The organism is Emcibacter sp., from assembly GCF_963675455.1.
In the GTDB taxonomy this organism is placed as follows: Bacteria; Pseudomonadota; Alphaproteobacteria; order Sphingomonadales; family Emcibacteraceae; genus Emcibacter.
The window spans coordinates 2,783,111-2,809,037 of the sequence record NZ_OY776217.1; the positions used below are offsets into that span (position 1 = coordinate 2,783,111).

Here is a 25,927-nt window from a genome sequence, read left to right on the forward strand (position 1 = left end):
CTCAACTATTCGTTCCACGACCCAGGCCGCTTTATCCGATAACGGTTTCATTATAAGCAAGTAGCGTGCCAATTTTAATTCTTCAATAATTTCAATACCTTAACTTTTTCACCAAATAACCACCCCTCAATTGTGTAAAGAATATCGACACCAATTTCAGGCATTTTTCGCTAAAAGTCTCTTGAAAATCATAATTTATGTTTATTTTTAACGACTTAGGTCTTTATGTCGCTATTATTCCGATATTCTTAACTGTAAAAAATACCGACAGTCCCCCAAAAATCCTGGCAATTGCCGGGCAGACAAATCTATTGCTAAGTATTTATAGTACCGGGATGAATATCTTTCTGATCCACACTTCCGTATCCTGCCTCTTCAGCGATAATACGGATTTCACCTTTCTCATTTTTTCTTATTTCCGGCAGAACAGTGATAATTTTCTGACCTGAGATATCGTCCAACAGTTCCCGGACTGTCCCATAACCGGAAATTTTTTTTAAATTCATCAAGGTAGGAAACATCAAGGTACCTTCGGCCTGGTCAATGACGTCCTGTGGCTGCGCCCAGATCAGATCAACGATTTCCTGTCCGTCGGCCTTGGCCACCTGACCTTTGGGGGCCTTACAGACAAAGAAACGGGTATCAAACCGTTTTGGCTGGACGATTGGTGTGATCCAGTGTGCAAAGGGCACGCAGGCTTCCAGATCCGGCTCAACCCCGGTCTCGCGAAGGAAGTCGAGCAGGCACATCCCCTCATAATGCACAAGGTCCCGGTATTTTTCGTCTATGGCCCGGCGCTGATCTTCGCTCAGCGGCTGCTGGTTCATTTTGCCAATAATGAGCCCTGTTTCCTCGAAAACCTCACGAATGGCTGTAAAACGAAATCCGCGGAACTGTTCCGGCAGCCTCTGCGCATCGGTGGCCGTCATTTCCAGTTCGGCCTTTTCATCCCGGGAATCAACCTTGCCGCCCGGAAATACATAGGCCCCGCCGCCAAATTTGATATTGCCGTGGCGCATGCCCATCAGGACCTCAAGGCCCTGCGCGCCATCGCGTACAAGAATAACAGTGGCGGAATCCGCTGGTTCAACAATTTTGACTGATTTTTCTGTCATATTTCCCGTGCCTCTATAATCCCCCTCATGGTGACGATGGCATTCCGGACCGAGGGTGAAATCACATATCCCTCCGGAAGTTCAATATCTACATCGAACTCATCGTCATCCGCGACCTTGATCTTGAAGGTGACCGTTCCTTTACCTCCCTTGTGCTGCTGGAGAATTTCCCTTACAGCGGACAGGGAGGTTTCATTCTCGACGAATATCTCCAGTCCCTTCGCAGTCCGGGCCGCCACCTGGTCAATGGCTTCAATACCCTGGGCTGTTAATCTGACGGCGCCTTCATCAGTTTTGCGCACTTCGGCGGTGATAATGACAGAATTTCCGGCCGTCAGCATATCCCGTTTGGCATTGAGGATTTCGGAAAAAAGGGTGACCTCATAGGCACCATGGGCATCCGAAAGCCCCAGGAAAGCGTATTTATTACCGCGTTGAGATCTCTTTTCCTTAAGATTCTGAATGGTTCCTGCCAGCTTGACGATACCGCCTTTACCAGTCGCCCTCGCTTCGATCTGGGCTGACGGCACCACTTTCTGGCGGGCCAGCACTTTGTCGTAGGCATCCAGCGGGTGAGCCGACAGATAAAAGCCGATGGCATCCCGTTCATAGTTCAACCGGTCAATCAGAGGCCAGTCGTTGACATCAGGTAACGCAATTTTCGGCTCATCAACCACGTCCCCGAACAGGCTGACCTGGTCGCTGTTCCGGGCCTGGGTTGCGGCACTGGCCTGTTTCATAAGCATTTCAACTGACTGGAACACCTGGGCCCGGTTGGAATTGATACTGTCAAAGGCCCCTGCCCGCGCCATATTCTCCAGCGCCCGCTTGTTTATATGATGGGTATCGATACGGGCGCAGAAGTCCTCCAGACTTTTAAACGGGCCGTTCTTTTCCCGTTCAGCCACCAGAGCTTCCATGGCCGATGATCCTACATTCTTGAGACCGGCCAAGGCATAGCGCACACCGCGCAACACTCCATCCCCTTTGGCTCCACCGGTATTTTCTTCGTCTTTTTCGCCTTCCACCACTTCGACAGAAAATTCCACATGGGATTTATTAATGTCCGGCGACAGAATCGGTATATGCAGACTTTTCAGCTCTTCCTTGAAAATCTGCAGCTTGTCCGTGTTATTCAGGTCCAGCGACATGATCGCTGCCATGAACTCGACCGGGAAGTTGGCCTTGAGATAAGCGGTATGATACGCCACCAGGGCATAAGCGGCCGCATGGGATTTGTTAAAGCCGTAGCCGGCAAATTTCGCCACAAGATCAAAAATATGGGCTGCCTGTTTGGGATCAACGCCCTTTTTGTCGGCCCCTTCCTGGAACCGTTCCCGCTGTTTGTCCATTTCCGCGGCAATCTTCTTGCCCATGGCGCGACGCAGCAGGTCGGCTTCACCCAGGGAATAATCAGCCAGGATCTGGGCGATCTGCATCACCTGTTCCTGGTAAATGATCACACCATAGGTTTCCTTCAGCACATCAACCAGCAGTGGATGCAGGTAATCCGGCTCTTCCTCGCCGTGTTTACAGGCAATATATTTGGGAATATTGTCCATGGGACCGGGGCGATAAAGCGCCACCACAGCGATGATATCCTCGAAAAGGTCAGGTTTCATCTGCAGCAGCACATTCTGCATGCCGCTACTTTCCAGCTGGAACACGCCGACTGTTTTGCCTCGCCCCATGAGTTCAAAGGACGGCCTGTCATCAAGCGGCACCTTGGACAGGTCAATATCAATGCCCCGCGGAGCGATATTTTCCACGGCCTTGGCCAGAACAGTCAGGGTTTTCAGGCCGAGAAAGTCAAATTTGACCAGCCCCGCCTGTTCCACAAATTTCATATTGAACTGGGTGACCGGCATGTCCGACTTCGGGTCGCGATAGAGCGGGACCAGTTTCTGCAAAGGCCGGTCGCCGATCACAACGCCGGCAGCATGGGTGGAGGCATGGCGGAAAAGCCCCTCCAGCTGCAGGGCCATGTCAATCAGCCGGGCTGTGGTCGGATCGTTTTTTCGTTCCGCCCGAAGCCGCTCCTCCGTCTCCAGAGCCTCGGACAAGGTCACGGGATTTGCCGGATTGCTGGGAATCATTTTTGACAGCCGGTCCACCTGCCCGTATGGCATCTGCAAGACACGGCCAACATCGCGCACCACAGCGCGGGCTTGCAGTTTACCGAACGTAATAATCTGTGCCACCTGGTCGTGCCCGTATTTATCCTGCACATAACGGATCACCTGATCACGCTTGTCCTGGCAGAAATCAATATCAAAGTCCGGCATCGACACACGTTCCGGGTTGAGAAACCTCTCGAACAGCAGGCTGAACCGCAGGGGATCAAGGTCGGTGATCAGCAGCGCCCAGGCCACAACGGAACCGGCGCCCGATCCTCGCCCCGGACCGACGGGGATATTATGATCCTTGGACCATTGAATAAAGTCGGACACGATCAGGAAATAGCCGGGAAAATCCATGCGAATAATGATATCCAGCTCGTACTGAAGCCGGTCGAAATAGGGTTTTGCCTTTTCCGCACGCTCCTCGTCGGTTTCCTCGCCGGTAAATACATGGGCCTCAAGACGTCCTTCAAGCCCTTTGCGGGCAAACTGTCGCAGGGTTTCCGCCTCTGATGTTTCCTCATCAACCGTGAATTTCGGCAGAATAGGATCTATGGTCGGCACCCGAAAGGCACAACGTCGCGCAATCACAACGGTATTGGCAACGGCTTCCGGCAGATCTTCAAACAGTTTGGCCATTTCCGCGGGCGACTTGAAATAATGCTCCGGGGTCATCTTGCGACGGTCGTCCTGCTCCACATAGGCCCCGTCGGCAATACACAGCAAGGCGTCATGCGCGGCATACATATCGCGGACAGGAAAGTGCACATCATTGGTCGCGGCCAGCGGAATGTCATAATCATAGGCCAGATCAAGCAGGCGTTCTTCGCACAGCTCTTCCTCACTCATGCCATGCCGCATCAGTTCCATATAAAGCCGGTCAGGAAACAAGTTGATCAGTCTGCGAGTGACTTCTTCTGCTTTTTCAAGGTCGTCCTCCAGAAGATACTTGCCGATCGGCCCTTTCGCTCCCCCGGACAGACAGATCAGGCCCTCGGTTTTGCCAACCAGCTGGCTCAGACCAACCTGCGGCATCTCGTGAGCTTCGGAATCCAGATGGGCCTGACTGACAATTTCCATCAGGTTGTGATATCCCTCTTCAGTTTGAGCCAACAGCACAACTGAGCCGGGATCGGGCCTTTTTGTCATGGCCGGCACATCTTCCGGCCCGTGGGTCACAGACAGACAACAGCCGATAATGGGCTGAATTCCATAATCCGGAAGCACAAGGGAGGCTTCCAGCATACCAAACATATTATTGGTGTCAGTGATGGCCACAGCCGGCATCTGATGCTGGGCACAGAGTTTTGGCAGAGCCTTTACGTGAATTGCGCCTTCGGAAAGCGAATAGGCAGAATGCAATCTCAGATGAATAAAGCTGTTGTTTTCCATTCCTGCCCGATAGAAAAAATTATTGAAAGAACCCGTTGATGCCGGTCATGGGAGCGGCCCCACAAAGATACTGTTCGCTATGGGAGCTGTAAAGACTGAATAGCTGATCCGCACCTCTGAACTAGCTATTGTGCAGTGTTCCGTCCCTCAAGGTGACACAACGACCGGTTCTCTTGGAGAATTCCTTGTTGTGGGTGGCAAGCAAAGCCGCCGTTCCCTCTTCAAGGGCAAGGTCCAGCAGAATTTGCAGAACCTCGCCACCGGTCGCCTCGTCCAGGTTGCCGGTCGGTTCGTCAGCAAGCAGAAGCTTTGGCCTGTTGGCCAGGGCCCGGGCGATGGCCACCCGCTGCTGTTCCCCGCCGGAAAGCTGCGACGGACGGTGTGTCAGACGTTCCGTAAGGCCCATCTTGCCAAGCAGTTCCGACGCCCGGTCGCGGGCTTTTTTAGTGCCGACACCGGCGATCAGTTGCGGCATCACCACATTTTCCAGGGCTGTGAATTCCGGCAGAAGATGATGGAACTGATAGACAAAACCGATTTCATGGCGGCGAATCCGGGTCCGGCGAATATCGGACAGGCCATTGCAGGATTGCCCGTCGATGATGACTTCGCCCTTGTCCGCTTTTTCCAGAAGGCCGGTGATATGCAGCAACGTGGATTTACCGGCGCCGGACGCCCCGACCAGGGAAACGGTTTCACCTGGGTTAATTTCCAGATTTATTCCTCTCAGGATATGGAGGTCCTCCCCCCCCTGAAAGAAATGCCGATGAATATCTTTAAGCTGCAGAATAGGAGTTTTATTCATAACGCAGTGCCTCCACCGGATCGGTCTTTGCCGCCCGCCAGGCCGGATAGAGGGTCGCCAGAAACGTCAGGGTCAAGGCTACAATCGTCACTGCAATCACTTCGCCCGGATTAATAATGGCCGGTATCTCGGATATGAAACGGATCTCTGCATTCCAGACCTCGGCTCCGGTGGTCGCTTCTATAAAGTCGGAAATCGCCTGCAGGTTTTTGGCAATAAAAATACCGGCAAGCACCCCGAGTAATGTACCAAAAATACCGATGATGGATCCGGCGATGAAAAAGACCTTGAGAATTGACGATCGCGACGCCCCCATAGTCCTGAGAATGGCGATATCCTTGTTCTTGCTGCGTACCAGCATGATCATGGTGGATATGACATTGAAAACCGCGACCAGAATAATCAGGGTCAGAATGATGAACATCACATTACGCTCGATCTGCAAGGCGTTAAAGAAGCTGCGGTTGAGCACCCGCCAGTCAATCAGGCGCCCGAGATGGCCGGTTGCTTTCAGGCGCTGGTCCACGTAGGGATAGGTTTCGTTTATCAGGTCGGGATGCGTCAGGGTGATTTCCAGATACTGAACCGTATCGCCGTATTTGAAATATTTCTGGGCCTGGTCCAGCGGCATGAAGAAATAGCCGGAATCATAATTATATTCGCCCACTTCGAAAATAGCCTTGATCACATAACTGGACAGCCGCGGCACCGTCCCGAAAGGTGTGACCCGGCCCTTTGGCGTGATCAGGGTGACAAGGCTCCCGATTTTCAAACCATAATTTTCAGCGAGCCGGACGCCGACAGCCAGATCATGTTCGCCGGTGCCGAAATCATCCAGACTGCCTTCGACAATATTATCGGCGATCAGGGGACGTTCTTTCAGGTCTTCCGGACGCATGCCGCGCACGATGGCGCCGGTGGCATAATCGCCAAAGGAGGCCATTACCTGACCCTCAATAATCGGATCAACATGCACCACATTCTGGACCGAGGAGAGAAGCCTTACCGATTCATCATAGTCGGCGACCTTGCCGCCGACCGGCTGATAGAGAAGATGTCCTTTGAAACCAATGACCTTACCGAGGAGTTCCTCGCGAAAGCCCCCCATCACTGACATGGTGATGATTAGCGCGGCAACACCAAGGAAAATACCAACCAGGGAGAAAATGGCGATGACGGAAATAAATCCCTCATGCCCCTTAAGCCTGAGATATCTGAAGGCCAGCACCCATTCAAAGGACTGAAACATATTTCCCCCTATGCCGTCAGGCGGTTCAGAAGCTCTTCTTCGCTCAGCTCTTCACGTTCGCCCGTCCGCCGGTTTTTAAATTCGATGACACCTTTTTCCAGCCCTTTGGGACCGATCACCGCCTGCCAGGGCAATCCGATCAGGTCCATATTGGCGAACTTGACCCCGCCGCCGGCATCCCGGTCATCATAAAGAACGTCTATCCCGGCATTGAGCATTTTTTGGTACAGAGCCTCACTGGCCGCTGTGCAGGCTTCGTCCTTGCCGCGCAGGTTTATCAGGCCTACTTTGTAAGGCGCCACGGCTTCCGGCCAGATGATCCCGTTGTCATCATGGTTGGCCTCGATCAAAGCGCCTACCAGACGGGAGACACCGATACCGTAGGACCCCATTTCAACATTGACCATTTTCCCGTCAGGGCCTGTTACCTGGGCATTCATGGCTTCGGAATATTTGGTTCCGAAATAGAAAATATGCCCGACCTCGACCCCCTTGGCGGTGCGCAGATCAGATTCCGCGACGGGACAGCTTGCAGGATCATGCTTTTCCTCCTCCATGGCGTATATGCCCTGGAGACTGGAAATGGTTTCCGCATCAATCTCACCGGTCAGTTTGTGCAGTTCAAAACTTTCAATGGCCTTGTCGTAATAAAGCGTGCTTTCACCGGTTTCCGCCAGTATCTGGAATTCGTGGCTGAGGTCACCGCCAATGGCGCCGGTATCCGCCTTCACCGGAATGGCCACCAGACCAAGACGGGCAAATGTACGCAGATACGCCACATACATCCTGTTATAGGATTCCCGGGCGCTTTCTTCATCCAGATCGAAACTGTAGGTATCCTTCATCAGGAATTCCCGGCCACGCATCACCCCGAACCTGGGCCGGATTTCGTCCCTGAACTTCCACTGGATGTGATAAAGCATCTTCGGCACATCCTTGTAGCTTTTCAGATTGTTGCGAAACAGGTCTGTAATCATTTCCTCGTTGGTGGGACCGTAAAGCATTTCACGGTCGTGCCGGTCGACAATGCGCAGCATTTCCTTGCCGTAGGCATCATATCTGCCGCTTTCCTGCCAGAGGTCCGCAGACTGAATGGTCGGCATCAGAAGTTCCTGTGCCCCTGCCCGGTTCTGTTCCTCACGAACGATATTTTCGATATTGCGTAAAACCTTCAGTCCAAGCGGCAACCAGATATAAATACCGGCGCTTGTCTGGCGTATCATGCCTGCCCGCAACATCAGGCGATGGGATATCACCTGGGCTTCACTGGGGTTTTCTTTCAGCGTGGGAAGAAAATATGTAGAAAGGCGCATTTCAGTACCTTGTTTTCGTTATGATTTGTTATTTCAGGATGTGTATTACTAGTTCTTAACAGGCTTTCAGACTTGTGCAATTATCTTTTCTGTTCCGGGACCAGTTTTTCTGACTTTATTTTCCGGCAAATATAGAGAAGTTCTCTGTTTTTCTCCGGCCCAAGCGGTTTGCCGTTAAGATATGCAACCCCTTCCCTGATTTCCACATACCCAAGGATCATGTCCTGGCTCAGGCCGGGATAATCCTGCGGTATTTTGCTACCGGTCAGTTCAGACAGATCCTGTACCAGATAGAATAATATGGACGGACTGCCGATTTCCACCTGTGAACCTTCTATATCCGCCGGCGCCACCTTGTTTCCCCGAACATCCTTGCCCGGTTTATATTCCACATCAGTATCCGGTACATGCACAACAAGTTGCCTGCAGATGTTGTGATCGACAACTATGATCTGGTTGTCTGCATATGCCATGTTAACCATAAAAAGAGCAAAAAACAGCGTGGCAGAAAAAGCACAATTCATGACGTCACCTCTCTATCTATCTATATTTTATACCATTTCTGTCAAACAACCGTATGTTGCTTTTTTGCCACAAATATAGAAAAATTTTTAATATGTTAAAGTTTTGTGATGACAAGAGAGGGAGACTGATCTAACTTCTTTTCAAACGGGAGGCCCAAGTTTGGGGAGGAAAAAAACCTACACCAAATAAAAAAAATACGGGCATATAAAAAAGAAGAAAAACGTATAAAAAAAAGACACGGCAAGGCCTTCATGGCCTTGCTTTTTTTTTGCCTTATAATAAATTTGTGGTCAGCCAAGCGAAATCAGCTTGAATTCAATGATTGCCCAGAAACAGAGCCAGACCACAAAGGTAATTCCCGTAGTGATCAGCATTTTTTTGCCGATATTCGGTTTAACCGGTGCCGCCATCTCGATGCCATCTTCTCCTTCCTCACCACTCTCATGATGATTTCGGACGCCAAACGGCAGAACCATGAAAAGGATCAGCCACCAGGCAACGGAAAAGACGACGATATGTTCAACAATACCCATTTAAAATCCTATACCTGCTCAATTTCAACGAGGGTGCCGCAAAAATCCTTGGGATGCAAAAACAGCACCGGTTTTCCATGTGCACCGATTTTCGGATTGCCGTCACCGATAATCCGCAGTCCGGCTTCCTTCAGCTTGGCGGCTGCGGCGTGAATATCGTCCACCTCATAACAGACATGATGCATGCCGCCGGACGGATTTTTGGCCAGAAAACCTGCGATGGGTGAATTGTCCCCCAACGGGTGAAGCAGCTCGATCTTGGTGTTGGGCAATTCGATAAAAACCGTGGTTACCCCGTGATCCGGTTGATCTACCGCTTCGGAAACCTTGGCGCCCAGAGTATCCCGGTAAAGGGCTGCGGCTGCTTCCAGGTCCGGTACGGCGATGGCAACATGGTTCAGTCTTCCAATCATTCTCTTCTCCAACTCGTTACCCGTTCGGGCGCAAAATATTGACTATAGTGACCGGCCCGGTTTCGCGGTTGCCGAATGCCTTGCAGGACCGCCGAGCCACAATTCTGACTTCCTCTTTGAGGGAATTATCATCTCTCAGGACCCTGTTGGGCAGCCGATCATACCGGTCAAGAATATGTTTTGTTATATAAGGGGTAATCCCCCGTTCGTCATCATCTACAATACCCATCAGGGTGATTTCCGGTGGACAGGCCAGGTCAAAGTCCGGTTTCAGGACCAATGTCACGACCAGACCGCCATTGTACATAATACGACGCCGGCTGGTGATGGCCTCATCCTCGGCGGAAACCAGGAACTGGCCGTCAAGCGCAAGATATCCATGTTCAACCTCATCAATCAGTTCCGGCCCTTCCGGCGCGAGCCTGATCCGGTGCCCGTTTCGGGGAACGATAACTTTTTCAATACCGTGATTGCGGCCGAGTTCCGCCTGATGGGTCATATGGCGCAGCTCGCCGTGGACGGGGACCAGGATATCCGGCTTCATCCAGTTATACATCTGGATCAGTTCCTTCTGACCCGGATGCCCCGACACATGGACGAAAGCGTCCTTTTCAGTAATAACGTCGGCGCCTTTTTCGACCAGGTGATTATGCAGCCGGCCGAGGGTCATCTCATTCCCCGGAATGATCTTGGAAGAAAAAACCACCGTATCGCCCCGGGAGATGGAGATATTGCGGTTATTGTCCTGGGCAATCCGCATCATGGCGGCCCGGGCCTCTCCCTGACAGCCGGTACAGACAAACAGAACCTTGTTTGCGGGCAGATGACCGGCCTCATCTTCATCGATAACCGGCGGGAAATCCTTCAGGTACCCTGCCGCACGAGCCGCCGCCACATTGCGTTTGAGAGACTGACCGACCAGACACAGGTGACGTCCGCTGGCCTCGGCCACCCGGGCAAGGGTCTCAACCCGCACCACATTTGACGCAAAGGTCGTACAAAAGATCTTGCCCTCCTTGTCAGACAGCAGCTGGATCAAGCTATCCCGCACCGCCTTTTCCGACCCCGTCGGCTTGACATTGAAGACGTTTGTCGAGTCACATACAAGCGCCAGCACACCCTCGTCTCCGATCGCGCCCATCATCACTGAATCAACCGCCTCCCCGATCAGGGGGTCAGGATCCAGCTTCCAGTCGCCGGTATGGAACAGGGTCCCCAGCGGGGTTTTGATCCGAAGCGCGTTGGGCTCCAGTATGGAATGGGTGAGCGAAACATATTCCACATCAAACGGTCCCAAGGAGAACTGACCGCCCAGCGGTATTACCCTGAGATCGACCTGATCGATAAGCCCCTGCTCCTCAAGCTTGGCACGAAGCAAAATAGCGGTAAAAGGCGTCGCATATATGGGACATTTCAGATAGGGCCAGAGATGGACCACGGCCCCGACATGATCCTCATGGGCATGGGTAATCACCATACCGAGCAAACGGTCACGGCGTTCCTCGATGAAATTGATTTCAGGCATCAGAAGATCAATACCGGGATAGTAGATATCGGCAAAGGAAACGCCGCAATCCACCATGATCCAGTCCTGACGATCCTTTGGCCCGAACCCGAAAAGATTCAGGTTCATGCCGATTTCACCGGACCCGCCAAGCGGCAGAAAATGAAGTTCGTCTCTGTTCCTGTCGTCAGTCATTCCGGTTCCGGTCATATATTTCAAACAGCCCCCGGGTCGTCAGTTCCTGATCGACAATTTCGATAATGTCTGTGGAATCATTGAAAAGCGGTGCCAGACCGCCGGTCGCCATCACCTTCATCGGTTTCCCATATTCGGCCCGGATGCGTGCAACAAGCCCCTCGACAAGGCCAATATAACCCCAGAAGATACCTGACTGCATGGCCGAAACCGTCCCGCTGCCGATGACTTTTGCCGGTTTTTCCACGGCCACCCGCGGCAATTTTGCCGCCGCCATATGCAGGGCTTCCATGGACAGGTTCACACCCGGCGCGATCACGCCGCCATGATAATTGCCCTGTTCGTCAATAATATCAAAGGTCGTCGCCGTTCCGAAATCGATGATGATCATCGGTCCGCCGTAAAGCTTGTGGGCAGCAACGGCATTGACCAGGCGGTCGGCTCCGACTTCGCGGGGATTATCGAGATGAATACCGATCCCGAGATCTACATTTTCCTCCCCGACGACCATGGCCTCGCAACCAAAATAACGCCGGCACAGAAGCTGAAGCGGGAACAGGGCCTGGGGCACGACCGTCGCAATAATGGCGCCGCTCACGATGGACGGATCGAGATCCTCCAGATTCATCAGTTGGGTGAGCCAGACCATATATTCATCGGCCGTCCGGCTGGAAGAGCTTGAAATTCGCCATTTGTGCCGGAGTTCGTGACCGTCCTGCAAGGCAAAAACGATATTGGTATTTCCGGCATCTATTGCTAGCAACATCTGTCGTTCCTCGACTGTTCAGTTCCGGTTATCCGGCCGGTGCAAAAAAAACATCACCCGCGGCAATGATCCGCGTTCCATTCTCTGTTTCAACTTTTAACCCGCCAGTAACATCAAGGTCAATAAATCTTCCGTTTATTTCCTCGTTTGGCAGCCGCACGGTAATCGTCTGGCCCAGTCCCTTAGCCCGGGCCAGCCAGACTTTCCGGATATGAGCAAAGCCCTTGTTGCGCCACTCGCCCATCCAGTGATCCTGAGATTTTGCCAGAAGCTGCAGGACCTGTAACGGCTGCAGGGCCTGACCGCCCTGTTGTGCGATACTGGTCGCGGGATAGATCGTCTCGTCAGGGCAATTCTGAAGATTGATGCCGATGCCGATAATCACATAATCGGGATCCTGAAGCCCCTCGCCCGCCGTTTCCAGCAGAATACCACTTATCTTCCGGTCATCCACCAGAATATCATTCGGCCATTTGCAGGTGACGCGCAGGTCTGACCGCATCAGGTCCGCAACCACATCCCGTACAGCCAGGGCGGTAACAAAGGACAATTGGGAGGCCGTTTTCAGGTCACAGTCAGCCTTCCACAGCAGGGAACAAAAAAGATTGCCTTGTTCCGATACCCATTCCCGCCCCCGGCGGCCGCGACCGGCCGACTGACTATCAGCCTGAACCCAGATATGTTGCTGCGGTTTCTGCGCCGTCAGCCGCCTGGCTTCCTCGTTGGTGCTGTCCAGAACGTCAAAAGCCTGAAGGCCGAAACCTTCAGGCATCTGAATATGATTTGCGTTAGCCATGGGTCAGAAGAGCAAAGCCCTGGCAGCTTCCTGTGCGCTTTCCAGAACCGGCATGGATACCTGCGGCAGGATAAAGGCGACAATCAACACCGCCGCGACAACCGTGATCAGCTTCATTTCCCGCGATTTCTGTGGCAGGAAGGCCTCCACCGGTTTGTCAAAATACATGACCTTGACAATGCGCAGGTAATAGAAGGCGCCGACCACACTGGCCAGAACGCCGATCACCGCCAGCAGGTACAGATCAGCCTTGATCGCGGCGGCAAACACATAGAATTTGCCGAAGAAACCTGCAAGCGGCGGAATACCGGCAAGCGAGAACATGAAAATAGCCAGAGTGGCCGCCATCCCCGGACGGGTGCGGGCCAGGCCGGAAAGATCGTCTATTTCCTCAACAATGCCGTCCTTACGGCGCATGGACAGGATGATGCCGAAGGTGCCCACATTCATCACCAGATAAATGGTCATATATATGATCAGCCCGGAAATTCCCTGTTCTGTGCCGGCAGCAAGTCCGACCAGGGCAAACCCGATGTGCCCGATGGAGCTATAGGCCATCAGGCGCTTGATATTTGTCTGGGCAATGGCGGCAGCAGAGCCGAGGACCATTGAAGCGATGGCCATGAAGACCAGGATCTGGTGCCAGCTTCCGCTCATTTCCGCAAACGGAACGAACAGAACACGGGTCAACAGGGCCAGGGCCGCCACTTTGGGGGCCACGGCGAAGAAGGAGGTGATTGGTGTCGGCGCGCCTTCATAAACATCCGGCGTCCACATGTGGAACGGTACGGCGGAGATCTTGAAAGCCAGACCGGACAGGACAAACACCAGTCCGATGATGGCGCCGACAGAGGCACCATGTTCTCCACTGTGGGACAGTGCCTCGGCAATGGTGGTAAAGTTGGTGCTTCCGACAAAGCCGTAGACCATGGAGCTACCATACAGCAGGATACCTGAAGACAGGGCACCCAGGACAAAATACTTGAGGCCAGCTTCGGTCGCCCGCTCAGAATCACGGCGGACAGACGCCAGCACATAGAGGCTCAGAGACTGCAGTTCCAGCCCCATATACAGCGAAATCAGGTCATTGGCGGAAACCATGACCATCATGCCAAGGGTGGACAGGACCATCAACACAGGGATTTCAAAACGTTCCTCGTCCAGTTCCCGGAAATACTGCAGCGACATGACCACAGCAAGGGCAGAGGCAATCAGCACAAGTACTTTCATAAAGGTGGTGAAACCGTCGGCCACAAACATATTGGCAAAGGCCAGGGTTCGACCACCGGATTCACCGACTGTCACGACAAGGGCCGCAAGCATCAGCAGCACCGCCAGCCAGGAGACCAGGGACGTCGATTTGTTGCCGCGAAATACACCCAGCATCAGCAGGGCCATGGCACCAACGGCCAGCAGTATTTCAGGCAGAGCAGTTGTCAGATCAGGAAGCATAGTCGTTGTCATTTCCTTGTCCCCTTCCTATTGACCGTTTGCGGCAATGTTGAAGGCATTGATGGCGGCTTCATGGTTCTGGATCAGGTTATCCACGGACGCATGAATGAAATCGAGGAAAGTAATCGGATAAACCCCCATCCAGATGGTGAAGATCACCAACGGCGTGAATATCCAGATTTCCCTCTTGTTCATGTCCAGAAGTGCCTTGAGTTCTTCCTTGATCAGCTCCCCGAACACGACCCGGCGATAGAGCCACAACATGTAGGCGGCACCGAGGATCAGGCCGCTTGCGGCAAAGAAGGCCGCCCAGGTGCTGACCTTGAACAGGCCGGCCAGAACCAGGATTTCGCCGACAAAGTTGGCAGTACCCGGAAGCCCGACAGAGGCCATGGTAAAAAACATGAAGACCAGGGCATATTTGGGCATGTTATTGGCCAGACCGCCGTAACGGGAGATTTCACGGGTATGCATCCGGTCATAAATCACACCGACACAGAGGAACAGGGCGCTGGAGACAAAACCGTGCGCCAGCATTACAATAATCGCCCCTTCAACACCCTGGGTGTTAAAGGTAAAGATCCCCAGTGTCACGTAAGCCATGTGAGCGACGGAAGAATAGGCAATCAGCTTTTTCATATCTTCCTGCATCAGGGCCACCAGAGAGGTATAGACCACAGCCACACAGGACAGGCTCATTACCAGCCAGGCCAGTTCCTGGGATGCCACCGGGAACATGGGAAGACTGAACCGAAGGAAGCCGTACCCACCCATTTTCAGCAGGATACCCGCCAGGATCACCGATCCCGCAGTGGGCGCCTGCACGTGGGCATCCGGCAGCCAGGTATGAACCGGCCACATCGGCACCTTGACCGCAAAGGAGGCAAAGAAAGCCAGGAAAAGCCAGGTCTGGGCACTGACGGCAAAGTCATATTGCATCAATTCCGGAATGCTTGTGGTGCCGGCCTGCATATACATATAGAGCAGCGCCACCAGCATCAGAACGGATCCGGCCAGCGTATAAAGGAACAGCTTGTAGGCCGCGTAAACCTTGTTCTGTCCGCCCCAGATACCGATAATCAGGAACATCGGGATCAGACCGCCTTCGAAGAACAGGTAGAAGAGCACAATATCCAGAGAGCAGAAAACACCCAGCATCAGGGTTTCCAGGACCAGGAAGCAGATCATATATTCCCGCACCCGGGTGGTGATCGCCTCCCAGCTGGCCAGAATACACAGCGGCATGATGAAGGTTGTCAGCAGAACAAAGAGAACGGAAATACCATCCACGCCCATGTAATAGCTGATGCCGCCGCCAAACCAGGCGGCATGTTCCTCAAACTGGAAACCGGCTGTGGTCTGATCAAAACCGAACCACAAGACAAGGGAGAAAATCAGCGTCGCGATAGTGGTCAACAGGGCCACATAACGTGAATTTCGGGCGACCAGTTCCTCGTCCCCGCGCACCAGCAGCAGGAAAACCACACCAATCAGCGGCATGAAGGTAATGAAGGACAGGAAGGGGAAATGCTCAAAAATATTCATGACTTAGTTCCCCCCCACAATAAACCAGGTGGTGATGGCTGCCACGCCAACCAGCATGGCGAACGCATAATGATACAAATAACCGGTCTGCATTTCCTTGAATTTCCTTGCCAGTGCGGCAACGGAGCCGGAAACCCCGTCCGGGCCGTAGCGGTCGATCGTCTGTTCATCACCCCGTTTCCACAGGAAGACGCCAAGACGCTTGGCCGGACGCACAAACAGGAAGTCATAGATTTCATCCACATACCATTTGTTCAGGAACAGGTTGTAGAGATATTTGAAGGTCCGGGCCGCTGCAGCCGGTGTTTCCGGCGCGTAGATGTAGCTGTACCAGGCAACTGCAAATCCTGTCACCATGGCGATGAACGGCGACCAGACCACCAGTGACGGTACATGATGTGCTTCGATCATGACATTGTCACCAACCAGTTTCAGGGCTGTTCCCCAGAACTCGTCATAATGATGACCGATAAAGTTTCCGCTAAACAGATAACCGGCAAACAAAGCGCCAGCCGCCAGAACATACAGCGGGATCAGCATGACCTGCGGGCTTTCATGGACATGGTCCTGGACTTTCTTGCTGGCCCGGCTTTCGCCGAAGAAGGTCATGAAGACCAGACGCCAGCTGTAGAAGCTCGTGAACAGGGCCGCGAGAACACCCATAGCATAGGCATACTGGCTGACCGGGCTATGGGAAGCAAAGGCCGCCTCGATGATCATGTCCTTGGAATAATAACCGGCAAAGAAGGGAAAGCCGGTCAGCGCCAGGGTCCCGATGGTCATCAGGGTGAACGTCACCGGGATTTTCCGCCACAGGCCGCCCATCTTGCGCATGTCCTGCTCGTTACTCATGGCGTGGATCACGGAACCGGAGCCCAAGAACAGCAGCGCCTTGAAGAAGGCGTGCGTGAACAGGTGGAACACAGCCGCGCCGTAAGCGGAAATGCCAAGGGCGAAGAACATATAGCCGAGTTGGGAACAGGTGGAATAGGCGATCACCCGTTTGATGTCATTTTGGGCCACACCGATAGTGGCGGCAAAGATGGCTGTCGACGCACCGACCACACAGACCACAGTCAGCGCTGTCGGGCTGTATTCAAAGATTGGCGAACAGCGGGCCACCATGAAGACACCGGCGGTTACCATTGTCGCGGCATGGATCAGGGCGGACACAGGGGTCGGGCCCTCCATGGCGTCCGGCAGCCAGGTGTGAAGACCAAGCTGGGCCGATTTACCCATGGCGCCAATGAACAGCAGGATACAGATGGTGGTGATGAGATCAAATTCCCAGTTCAGGAAATGAATGGTCTGTCCCTGCATGCTCGGCACGGCGGCAAAAACCGTGTCGAAGTCCACGGAGCCGAACGTCATGAAGATGGCAAAGATGCCAAGGGCAAAGCCGAAGTCACCGACACGGTTGACCACGAAAGCCTTGATGGCGGCGGCACAGGCAGACGGTTTCTTGTACCAGAAGCCGATCAGCAGGTATGAGGCAAGCCCCACGCCTTCCCAGCCGAAGAACATCTGCAGGAAGTTGTCGGCAGTCACCAGCATCAGCATGGCGAAGGTAAAGAGCGACAGATAGGACATGAAGCGCGGAATATCCGGATCATGGCTCATGTATCCGACAGAATAGACATGCACAAGTGACGATACAGTGGTCACCACAACAAGCATAACAGCCGTCAGGGTATCGATCTTGAACGCCCAGCTCAGGTCGAAGTCACCAGAGACAATCCAGGAAAGAACTTCGACATGGACCACATTATGACCCAGGGCAATATTAAAAAAGGCTACCCAGGACAGCGCGGCAGAGATAATCAGGCCGCCGCAAGTCACGATCTGGGCACCACGATCACCAATCTTTCCGCCAAAAAATCCGGCGATGAAAGAGGCTATCAATGGCAGGAAGACAATTGTCTGATACATTTTCTTATTATCCTTTCATCAGATTGATGTCTTCGACTGCAATGGAGCCGCGGTTACGGAAATAAATCACCAGAATGGCGAGACCAATGGCCGCCTCCCCGGCTGCCACGGTCAATATAAACATGGCAAACACCTGTCCCATCATATCCCCCATATAGGAGGAAAAGGCGACCAGGTTGATGTTGACCGCAAGCAGCATGAGCTCCACGGACATCAGAATGATGATTACATTTTTCCGGTTCAGGAAAATACCGAAGATGCCAAGCGTGAAAAGTATGGCGGCAACGGTCAGGTAGTGTGCTAGTGCGATTTCCATTTATCCTCTTCCCTCTTTAGGCACCCTGACCGGGTTTTACTTTTACAATTTCAAAAGCGTCGCTGCGACGACGGCGAACCTGATCACCGATATTCTGTTTCTTGACACCCGGACGCTGACGATGGGTCAGCACGATGGCGCCGATCATGGCCACCAGAAGAACCATGCCCGCCATCTGGAACAGGAACGCATAGTCGGTGTAGATCAGCCGCCCCAGGGCCTCGGTATTTGTGACTTCGGTAATTTCCGGCGCCTTGGCGGCCAGTGACAATTCCATGGTTTCCGTCAGATGCCAGCTCCCGGCCACCAGAGCCAGTTCAACCAGAAGGACCAGACCAATCAGCGCCCCGATCGGGAAGTAGGCCTGTGCACCCTTGCGCAGTTCGGCAAAATCAATATCCAGCATCATTACCACAAACAGGAACAGCACGGCGACCGCCCCGACGTAAACGATGACCAGGATCATGGCCAGGAATTCAGCCCCCAGCAGCAGGAACAGAGCGGCGGAATTGAAGAAAGCCAGGATCAGAAAGAGTACGGAATGCACCGGATTACGGCTGGACACGACCATCAGGCCGGACAGCACCGTAATCGAGGCAAAGATGTAAAAGCAGATTGTTGCGATCATGTTTTTTCCCTACCTGTAAGGTGCATCAAGTTCCAGATTCATGGCAATTTCCCGCTCCCATCGGTCGCCATTTTCCAGAAGCTTGTCTTTGTTGTACATCAGCTCTTCACGGGTTTCCGTGGCGAACTCGAAGTTTGGTCCCTCGACAATGGCGTCCACCGGACAGGCTTCCTGACAGTAACCGCAATAAATGCACTTGGTCATGTCGATGTCATAGCGGGTGGTCCGGCGGCTGCCGTCGTCCCGGGGCTCGGCTTCGATGGTGATGGCCTGGGCCGGGCAGATCGCTTCGCAGAGTTTACAGGCAATGCAGCGCTCTTCCCCGTTGGGATAGCGGCGCAGGGCATGTTCGCCGCGGAAACGCGGGCTCAGCGGGCCCTTCTCGTAAGGATAGTTGATGGTCGCCTTTGGCTTGAACATATATTTCAAGGTTAGCCACATGGCAGAAACAAACTCGCTCAGGAGAAAGGTGCGTGCTGTATGATCAAGAAACGCCATTATTATCACCCAATCTTGTCAGTAAAGGCTATGAGCCACAGCCCGGTCAGGAATACCCACAGCAGAGAGAGCGGCAGGAAGACTTTCCAGCCCAGCCGCATCAACTGGTCGTAACGGTATCTCGGTACGGTCGCCTTGACCCAGGCAAACACGAAGAAGAAGAAACAGATCTTCAGGAACAGCCAGATAGGTCCGGGAATCCAGTACAGCCACTCGGCCTCGAAAGGCGGCAGGTACCCGCCGAAAAACAGAATGCTGGTCATGCAGCACATCAGCAGGATGTTTGCATATTCGCCCAGGAAGAAAAGCGCGAAAGCCATGGAGGAATATTCCACCTGATAGCCGGCGACAAGTTCGGCTTCCGCTTCCGGCAGGTCGAACGGCGGACGGTTTGTTTCCGCCAGCGCCGAAATCAGAAAGACAATGAACATCGGGAACAGTGGTGTGAACCAGAACCCGTTAACACCGAGGAAAACCGCCTTCTGGGCCTCGACAATGTCAATCAGGTTCAGGCTGCCGACCACCATCAGCACGGTGACCAGCACAAAACCGATGGAAACCTCGTAGGACACCATCTGCGCGGCGGAACGAAGCGAGCCGAGGAAGGCGTAACGGGAGTTACTGGCCCAGCCGGACATCACAATGCCGTAAACCCCGAGGGAGGAAATGGCAAAGAGATAGAGGATACCGACGTTGATATCCGCCAGCACCAGTTCCGGACTCCAGGGAATAACGGCCCAGCCCACCAGCGCCAGAATGAAAGTAATGCAGGGCGCCAGAAGGAAAATTCCCTTGTTGGCACCAGCCGGTATGATGGTTTCTTTAAGGAACAGTTTAAGTCCGTCAGCGAAGGACTGTAACAGCCCCCAGGGACCCACGACGTTGGGGCCGCGGCGCAACTGCATGGCGGCCCAGACTTTGCGGTCCACATAAACGCTCATGGCCACGGCGATCAGGAGCGGCAGGACGATAATCAGAATCCAGCCTATCGTGGTAACGGTATAGGTCAGCCAGGACGCCATAATTGGCAATCCCATCCAGGCCAGTATGATATTAACTAAATCACCCATTGGTTCCTGTTGCCTCCTCGCTTGCACCTGATCCATTGAAAGTGGCTGAACAGTCCGCCATGGTGGCAGACGCCCGGGCAATGGGGTTGGTCAGATAGAAATCATCGATCGAGCTTGCCAATGCTTCAGTAGAAAGATCGCCGGCCACACCAAAATCAGCCCACGTTTCGCTTGGTTTGACATCAATCTCGGCAAACTGCGGATGATCCGCGATCAGCTTGCTCCGAAGCTCGTTGATATTGTTAAACGGCAGGGTCTTGCCCAGCACCTCGGACAGCGCCCGGAGGATCGTCCAGTCTTCGCGGGCATCACCCGGACCGAAGATCACACGCTGGCCAAGCTGAACCCGGCCTTCCGTATTGACGTAAGTGCCCGGTTTTTCTGTATAGGTCACGCCCGGCAGGATCACGTCGGCGCTTTTCACACCGGCATCCCCGTGGCTGCCCTGATAGATCACAAAGGCCTTGTCGAGACGGCTTGTATCAATCTCGTCAGCCCCCAGGTTGAAGACCACTTCAATGTCGCCTTTTTCCGCACCGGCGAGAATTCCTTCAACGCCATCTTCCGTAATGAGCCCCAGATCAAGGGCACCCACACGACCGGCTGCACTGTGAAGAACGTTAAAGCCGTTCCAGTCGCCTTTGACCAGGCCGTATTTATCGGCAATGTCATGGGCGAGTTTCAGGATGGCGGCGCCATCTTCCCGGCCCAGAACCCCGGCCCCGATAACCAGCATCGGTTTTTCTGCTGCGTCCAGAACCTTGGCGAAGTCGTTCTTGCCGTCCAGAATATCTTTCAGAACAGAAGCTTCCGCGCCAAGGTTTTCAACCTTGTAGGTCAAATCGGCTTCTTCACCAACTGAAGCAATGCGGTATCCGCGCTCCAGCGACTTGCGACGCAGGCGGCTGTTCAGAACCGCCGATTCTTTGCGAGGGTTCGTACCGATCAGCAGGCAGGCATCACTTTCTTCGATACCGGCAACCCCCGTATTAAACAGGTAACCGACCCGGTGACGGGCGAAAATCTTTTCACCGGCCTGACGGCCTTCCACATTTTCGGACCCCAGTGAATTCAGCAGCAGCTTCAGCGCATACATGCTTTCCACATCCTGCAGGTCACCGACAAGGCCGGCGACTTTTTTGCCATCAAGGCCTTTCAGCTTGCTGGCAATCAGCGCAAAGGCTTCGTTCCAGGTCGCTTCGACAAGTTTACCGTCTTTTTTCACATAGGGGCGATCCAGGCGGCGGACTTTCAGACCGTCAACCGCATGACGTGTCTTGTCGGAGATCCACTCCTCGTTCACATCGTCGTGCAGGCGCGGCAGAACACGCAACACTTCCCGGCCGCGGGCATCCACCCGGATATTGCTGCCCAGTGCATCATGAACATCAATGGTTTCAGTATGTTTCAGTTCCCAGGGGCGTGCTGTGAAAGCATAGGGTTTGCTGGTCAGCGCCCCGACCGGGCACAGGTCAACCACATTGCCGGAAAGCTCGGAGGCAAAAGCCTGTTCACCATAAGTCGTGATTTCAGTATGTTCACCGCGGCCAACCGCACCAAGTGCCGGTACACCGGCGATCTCGTCAGCAAAACGCACACAACGGGTACAGTGAATACAGCGGGTCATCACTGTTTTCACCAGCGGCCCCATGTTTTTCTCTTTTACCGCACGTTTGTTTTCATGGAAGCGGTTATGGCCGATCCCGTAGGCCATGGACTGGTCCTGCAGGTCACATTCACCACCCTGGTCACAGATCGGGCAATCCAGGGGGTGGTTGATCAGGAGAAACTCCATGACCCCTTCCCTGGCCTTTTTCACCAGCGGCGTATTGGTATGGATGACCATACCGTCACCTGCCGGCATGGCGCAGGAAGCAACCGGTTTCGGCGCCTTTTCCATTTCCACCAGACACATACGGCAGTTTCCGGCAATCGAAAGCCGTTCATGGTAGCAGAAACGGGGAATCTCGACCCCGGCCTGCTCACAAGCCTGCAGAATGGTCATGCCATTCTCGACTGTTACTTCATTTCCATCAATCGTCAGCGTTGGCATTTTCTACTCCTACGCAGCCTGGCTTTTATATTCTTTGATACGACGCTCCACTTCCGGACGGAAGTGACGCATCAGACCCTGAATGGGCCAGGCCGCCGCATCGCCCAGGGCGCAGATAGTGTGGCCCTCGATCTGCTTGGTCACGTCCAGCAGCATGTCAATCTCGCTGACTTCCGCCTGACCGGTGACCAGTCGTTCCATCACGCGCCACATCCAGCCGGTACCTTCCCGGCACGGTGTGCACTGACCGCAGCTTTCATGTTTGTAAAAGGCGGCCAGACGGGCAATGGCCTTGACGATGTCCGTGGACTTGTCCATGACAATCACCGCCGCAGTACCCAGACCTGACTGAACATTGCGCAGGCTGTCAAAATCCATCAGCACGTCGTCACAGATATCCTTGGGCAGTACAGGCACGGAAGAACCGCCGGGAATAACCGCCAGCAGATTGTCCCAGCCGCCGCGAACACCGCCGCAATGCCGTTCAATAAGCTCCTTGAGCGGGATACCCATTTCTTCCTCTACCGTACAGGGGCGCTCCACATGGCCCGAAATACAGAACAGTTTGGTGCCTGTGTTGTTTTCACGGCCGATGCCGGCGAACCAGGCGCCGCCGCGTCGCAGGATTTCCGGCACGACCGCAATGGATTCCACATTGTTCACAGTCGTCGGACAACCAAACACGCCCACATTGGCCGGGAATGGCGGCTTCAGACGGGGCTGGCCTTTTTTGCCTTCCAGACTTTCGATGAGCGCCGTTTCTTCGCCGCAGATATAGGCGCCGGCACCCCGATGAACGTAAACATCGAAGTCAAAACCGGTACCGCAGGCGTTCTTGCCGATCAGGCCGTCATCATAGGCTTCCTGAATGGCGGCTTCCAGCACATTGGCTTCATGCACGAATTCACCGCGGATGTAGATATAGGCGGCAACCGCACGCATGGCAAAACCGGCAATCAGGCATCCTTCGATCAGCTTGTGCGGATCATGGCGCATGATTTCCCGGTCCTTACAGGTGCCGGGCTCGCCCTCATCCGCGTTAACCACCAGATAGCTCGGGCGACCATCAGATTCCTTGGGCATAAAAGACCATTTCAGGCCGGTCGGGAAACCCGCTCCGCCGCGACCGCGCAGGCCGGAACTTTTCATCTCGTCAATCAGCCAGTCATGGCCTTTTTCAATCAGAGCCTTGGTGCCGTCCCAGTCGCCGCGTTTCTTGGCAGCGGGCAGGTTCCAGTCCTGAAAGCCATAGAGATTGGTAAAAATGCGATCCTTATCTGCGAGCATTATTTATCCCCTCCCTTGAGCAGGTCTGCCGGTGCATATTCGGTCAGGCTGGTGGGTTTTCCAATCGGGCAGGCCTTGAAGCGGCCGTTCTGCGGACCGGCAGCAGGTACTTTGCCTTCCTTGATGCCCCTGATGAAGTTCCGGGTCGAATTCTCGTCCAGGTCTTCGTAATATTCTTCCTTGTAGGCGATCACCGGTGCATTCACACAGGCCCCGGCGCATTCAACTTCCAGAAGGGTAAACTGGCCATCCTCGGTGGTTTCGCCAAAACCAATGCCCAGCTCTTCCTTGCAGGCCCGGACGATATCGTCGGATCCGCGCAGCCAGCACGGTGTGGTGGTGCAGACCTCGATCACATGTTTGCCAACCGGTTTAAGGTTGTACATGGAATAGAAACTGGCCACCTCATGGACACGAATGTAAGGCATATCCAGCATATCGCCGATATATTCCATAATCGGAACGGTGACCCAGCCACCATTCTGATCCTGGGCCCTGTGCAGCAGCGGCATTACCGCGCTCTGCTGGCGACCTTCAGGATATTTGGCGATCTGGCCCTTGGCCCACTCCAGATTTTCCGGCGTAAACTCGAAAGTTTCGCTGCTTTTGACACTCACGCTCATCGGTCAATTTCTCCGAACACAATATCAAAGGACCCGATCAGGGCCGGCACGTCGGCCAGCATGTGACCTTTGGCCATATAATCCATCGACTGCAGATGGGCATACCCGGGGGCGCGAATCTTGCACCGGTACGGCATGTTGGAACCATCCGAAACCAGATAAACGCCGAATTCACCCTTTGGTGCCTCGACAGCTGCATAAACCTCACCTTCAGGCACCTTGAAGCCTTCGGTGTAAAGTTTGAAATGGTGAATCAGGGCTTCCATGGAATTTTTCATGTCAGCACGACGCGGCGGCGTCACCTTGTTATCCACCGACATCACCGGCCCCTCAGGCATCCTTTCGATACACTGACGGATAATGGCCAGGCTCTGGTGCATTTCCTCAAGACGAATAATATATCGGTCATAACAGTCGCTGTGTTTGCCAACCACTACATCAAACTTCAGCTTGTCATAACAATCATAAGGCTCGGCCTTGCGGATATCCCAGGCAATGCCTGTACCGCGCAACATGGGACCGGTATAGCCCCAGGCCAGAGCATCTTCCTGGCTGATCACGCCGATGTCCACATTCCGCTGCTTGAAGATTCTGTTTTCCACAATAAGTCCCTCGGTATCTGCAAGGACTTTCGGGAACTCATCACAAAATTTCAGTATTTCCTCGGCCATGCCTGCCGGCATGTCCTGGTGCACACCGCCGGGACGGAAATAGTTGGCATGAAGACGGGCCCCACAGACCCCTTCATAAAATTCCATCAGCTTTTCGCGTTCCTCGAACAGCCACAGGATCGGCGTCAGGGCGCCAACATCCATGGCATGTGTCGTCACGTTCAGGATATGGTTGAGGATACGACCGATTTCCGAAAACAGAACACGCAGATACTGACCGCGTTCCGGCACCTCGATTCCCATCAGCTTTTCGATGGCAAGAACAAAGGCGTGTTCCTGGTTCATCGGCGCCACATAATCCAGACGGTCAAAGTAGGGAATCGCCTGGAGATAGGTTTTATTCTCGATCAGCTTTTCCGTACCCCGGTGCAGAAGACCGATATGGGGGTCGCTACGCTCAACAATTTCACCATCCAGCTCCAGAATCAGACGCAGAACGCCGTGGGCTGCCGGGTGCTGCGGGCCAAAGTTGAGGTTGAAGTTCTTGATATCCACTTCAGACATTTATTTACCCTCCTGCCCGCTCTCGGCCTTTTCATCGCCGGGCAGAATATATTTCGCACCTTCCCAGGGGCTCATGAAATCAAATTTCCGGAATTCCTGGGTAAGCTGAACAGGTTCGTAAACCACACGTTTCTCTTCCTCGCTATAGCGCAGCTCTACATAGCCGGTCAGCGGGAAATCCTTGCGCAGAGGGAAACCCTGAAAACCATAATCGGTCAGAAGACGACGCAGGTCCGGATTGCCGTCAAACATAATTCCATACATGTCCCAGGCTTCGCGTTCATACCATTCAGCAGCGGGATAAACCTCGACCACAGACGGCACCGGTGTTTCCTCATCGGTTTCGATTTTGACACGAAGGCGCTGGTTCTGGGTCACGCTCAGCAGCTGGTAAACAACATCAAACCGCTTCGCACGGTCCGGATAATCGGCTCCGCACAAGTCGGTAAGCTGGGTGAATTTGCAGCTCGCATCGTTTTTCAGGAATGTCAGAACATTGACAATACGATCAGCGCGAACCAGCAAGGTAATTTCGTCAAAAGCAATAACAATTTCATTGATATCATTTGGCAAGGCGGCGGAGATATGTTCGCGCAGTTCCTCGAGTGCTTCCTGATTACTCATC

Annotated in this window: 23 protein-coding genes; all 23 read right to left on the bottom strand. The window is 53.6% G+C overall.

Going from position 1 to position 25,927, the window contains the following annotated elements; genetic code table 11:
* Positions 1–314 precede the first annotated feature (314 nt).
* Positions 315–1,115, bottom strand: a complete 801-nt coding sequence (locus ACORNT_RS12890; protein ID WP_321391504.1) for an NUDIX domain-containing protein — start codon at positions 1,113–1,115, stop codon at positions 315–317.
* Positions 1,112–4,627, bottom strand: coding sequence for a DNA polymerase III subunit alpha (dnaE, locus tag ACORNT_RS12895; RefSeq protein WP_321391507.1), 3,516 nt, complete (start codon positions 4,625–4,627; stop codon positions 1,112–1,114). Before dnaE ends, ACORNT_RS12890 begins: the two co-directional genes overlap by 4 nt.
* A gap of 121 nt (positions 4,628–4,748) precedes the next feature.
* Positions 4,749–5,432: an ABC transporter ATP-binding protein gene (locus ACORNT_RS12900; protein WP_321391511.1), complete on the bottom strand. Its 684-nt coding sequence runs from the start codon at positions 5,430–5,432 to the stop codon at positions 4,749–4,751.
* Positions 5,425–6,681 (bottom strand): lipoprotein-releasing ABC transporter permease subunit, encoded by a 1,257-nt coding sequence (locus ACORNT_RS12905; RefSeq protein WP_321391514.1) that lies wholly within the window; start codon positions 6,679–6,681, stop codon positions 5,425–5,427. The genes ACORNT_RS12900 and ACORNT_RS12905 overlap by 8 nt, the downstream gene beginning before the upstream one ends.
* 8 nt (positions 6,682–6,689) lie before the next feature.
* A complete protein-coding gene (gene proS / locus ACORNT_RS12910; RefSeq protein ID WP_321391515.1) occupies positions 6,690–7,994 on the bottom strand; it encodes a proline--tRNA ligase in 1,305 nt (434 codons plus the stop codon).
* An 80-nt stretch (positions 7,995–8,074) separates the two neighbouring features.
* Positions 8,075–8,467, bottom strand: a complete 393-nt coding sequence (locus tag ACORNT_RS12915) for a hypothetical protein (RefSeq protein ID WP_321391517.1) — start codon at positions 8,465–8,467, stop codon at positions 8,075–8,077.
* Positions 8,468–8,809: 342 nt separating this feature from the next.
* Positions 8,810–9,052 (bottom strand): DUF1467 family protein, encoded by a 243-nt coding sequence (locus ACORNT_RS12920; RefSeq protein WP_321391519.1) that lies wholly within the window; start codon positions 9,050–9,052, stop codon positions 8,810–8,812.
* A gap of 8 nt (positions 9,053–9,060) precedes the next feature.
* Positions 9,061–9,465, bottom strand: a complete 405-nt coding sequence (mce, locus tag ACORNT_RS12925) for a methylmalonyl-CoA epimerase (RefSeq protein ID WP_321391521.1) — start codon at positions 9,463–9,465, stop codon at positions 9,061–9,063.
* A gap of 16 nt (positions 9,466–9,481) precedes the next feature.
* Complete coding sequence (locus ACORNT_RS12930) at positions 9,482–11,164, bottom strand: ribonuclease J (protein WP_321391524.1); 1,683 nt, start codon at positions 11,162–11,164, stop codon at positions 9,482–9,484.
* On the bottom strand, positions 11,157–11,930 hold the full coding sequence (locus ACORNT_RS12935; protein ID WP_321391527.1) for a type III pantothenate kinase: 774 nt from the start codon (positions 11,928–11,930) through the stop codon (positions 11,157–11,159). Before ACORNT_RS12935 ends, ACORNT_RS12930 begins: the two co-directional genes overlap by 8 nt.
* A 28-nt stretch (positions 11,931–11,958) precedes the next feature.
* Positions 11,959–12,726, bottom strand: a complete 768-nt coding sequence (locus ACORNT_RS12940) for a biotin--[acetyl-CoA-carboxylase] ligase (protein WP_321391530.1) — start codon at positions 12,724–12,726, stop codon at positions 11,959–11,961.
* A 3-nt stretch (positions 12,727–12,729) separates the two neighbouring features.
* Positions 12,730–14,190, bottom strand: coding sequence for an NADH-quinone oxidoreductase subunit NuoN (nuoN, locus tag ACORNT_RS12945; RefSeq protein ID WP_321391533.1), 1,461 nt, complete (start codon positions 14,188–14,190; stop codon positions 12,730–12,732).
* A 15-nt stretch (positions 14,191–14,205) separates the two neighbouring features.
* The gene (locus tag ACORNT_RS12950; RefSeq protein WP_321391538.1) at positions 14,206–15,723 is read right to left on the bottom strand and encodes an NADH-quinone oxidoreductase subunit M; all 1,518 of its coding nucleotides are present in this window, start codon (positions 15,721–15,723) and stop codon (positions 14,206–14,208) included.
* A 3-nt stretch (positions 15,724–15,726) separates the two neighbouring features.
* On the bottom strand, positions 15,727–17,652 hold the full coding sequence (gene nuoL / locus ACORNT_RS12955) for an NADH-quinone oxidoreductase subunit L (protein WP_321391541.1): 1,926 nt from the start codon (positions 17,650–17,652) through the stop codon (positions 15,727–15,729).
* A 7-nt stretch (positions 17,653–17,659) separates the two neighbouring features.
* On the bottom strand, positions 17,660–17,968 hold the full coding sequence (gene nuoK / locus ACORNT_RS12960; protein WP_321391544.1) for an NADH-quinone oxidoreductase subunit NuoK: 309 nt from the start codon (positions 17,966–17,968) through the stop codon (positions 17,660–17,662).
* 16 nt (positions 17,969–17,984) lie between these two features.
* Positions 17,985–18,596, bottom strand: a complete 612-nt coding sequence (locus ACORNT_RS12965; protein WP_321391547.1) for an NADH-quinone oxidoreductase subunit J — start codon at positions 18,594–18,596, stop codon at positions 17,985–17,987.
* Positions 18,597–18,605: 9 nt separating this feature from the next.
* A complete protein-coding gene (gene nuoI / locus ACORNT_RS12970) occupies positions 18,606–19,094 on the bottom strand; it encodes an NADH-quinone oxidoreductase subunit NuoI (RefSeq protein WP_321391550.1) in 489 nt (162 codons plus the stop codon).
* A gap of 5 nt (positions 19,095–19,099) precedes the next feature.
* Positions 19,100–20,164, bottom strand: a complete 1,065-nt coding sequence (gene nuoH, locus ACORNT_RS12975) for an NADH-quinone oxidoreductase subunit NuoH (protein WP_321391553.1) — start codon at positions 20,162–20,164, stop codon at positions 19,100–19,102.
* Complete coding sequence (nuoG, locus tag ACORNT_RS12980; protein WP_321391556.1) at positions 20,157–22,217, bottom strand: NADH-quinone oxidoreductase subunit NuoG; 2,061 nt, start codon at positions 22,215–22,217, stop codon at positions 20,157–20,159. The genes nuoH and nuoG overlap by 8 nt, the downstream gene beginning before the upstream one ends.
* A 9-nt stretch (positions 22,218–22,226) precedes the next feature.
* Positions 22,227–23,504 (bottom strand): NADH-quinone oxidoreductase subunit NuoF, encoded by a 1,278-nt coding sequence (nuoF, locus tag ACORNT_RS12985; RefSeq protein WP_321391558.1) that lies wholly within the window; start codon positions 23,502–23,504, stop codon positions 22,227–22,229.
* The gene (gene nuoE, locus ACORNT_RS12990) at positions 23,504–24,127 is read right to left on the bottom strand and encodes an NADH-quinone oxidoreductase subunit NuoE (RefSeq protein WP_321391562.1); all 624 of its coding nucleotides are present in this window, start codon (positions 24,125–24,127) and stop codon (positions 23,504–23,506) included. Before nuoE ends, nuoF begins: the two co-directional genes overlap by 1 nt.
* Positions 24,124–25,302: an NADH-quinone oxidoreductase subunit D gene (locus tag ACORNT_RS12995; RefSeq protein WP_321391565.1), complete on the bottom strand. Its 1,179-nt coding sequence runs from the start codon at positions 25,300–25,302 to the stop codon at positions 24,124–24,126. The genes nuoE and ACORNT_RS12995 overlap by 4 nt, the downstream gene beginning before the upstream one ends.
* Positions 25,303–25,926, bottom strand: a complete 624-nt coding sequence (locus ACORNT_RS13000; RefSeq protein ID WP_321391568.1) for an NADH-quinone oxidoreductase subunit C — start codon at positions 25,924–25,926, stop codon at positions 25,303–25,305. It lies immediately after the preceding gene.
* Position 25,927 lies beyond the last annotated feature (1 nt).